Genomic DNA, 697 nt, shown 5'->3' on the forward strand with positions numbered 1-697 from the left:
GGTCCTGGAGGTAGACGCCGGTCTGCTCCAGGCGGCGGGTGTGGTTGTCGTCCGGGAAATAGCTGATGGCGTCGTCGCCGTAGACCGGGTTGAACGCGTCCAGCGCCGAGGCCGAGCCGGAACGCCAGTCGACCACGGTGCGCCGGCGCTGGTAGTCGAGGCCGGTGAGCAGGGTGTGGCGCGCCGCGCCGGTGGCGAATTCGGCCTGCAGCATGTTGTCGACGATATACGCCTGCAGGTGCTCGCGGGCGCCGCTGAAGTAGCGGTTCAGCTTGTTCGGCTCGCTGGCGCTCCAGCCGTAGGCGTAGACCTGCGACAGGTCGACGTCGGAGTCCAGGTAGCGGAAGTTCTGCCGCGCCGACCAGACGTCGTCGATGCGGTGCTCCAGCTGGTAGCCGAACATCCGCTGGGTGCGGTCGAAGTCGTCCTTGCTCGGCTCGCCATCGAAGAACTCGCGGGAGATGTGCCGGCCGTTGTGGTGCGACAGGATGCCGTCGGCCGGTACGCCGCCGTGGTAGCCCCCGTTGGGATCGTGTTGCAGGTAGCCTTGCAGGGTCAGGGTGGTGTCGTCGCTGAAGTCGATGGCCAGGGTCGGGGCGATGGCGTAGCGCTCCTCCTTGACGTGATCGAACTGGGTGTCCGAGCCCACGAGACCGTACTAGAGATCGTATGCCGTCTTCTGCTTGAAAAAAAAAAA

Annotated in this window: 1 pseudogene; it reads right to left on the bottom strand. The window is 65.4% G+C overall.

Features of this window, described 5'->3' with window-relative positions:
• Positions 1 to 646, bottom strand: a pseudogene (gene foxA / locus GYB81_RS25430) (ferrioxamine receptor FoxA); the annotation flags it as partial.
• Positions 647 to 697 lie beyond the last annotated feature (51 nt).

The organism is Pseudomonas yangonensis (assembly GCF_009932725.1).
GTDB classification, from domain to species: Bacteria; Pseudomonadota; Gammaproteobacteria; order Pseudomonadales; family Pseudomonadaceae; genus Aquipseudomonas; species Aquipseudomonas yangonensis.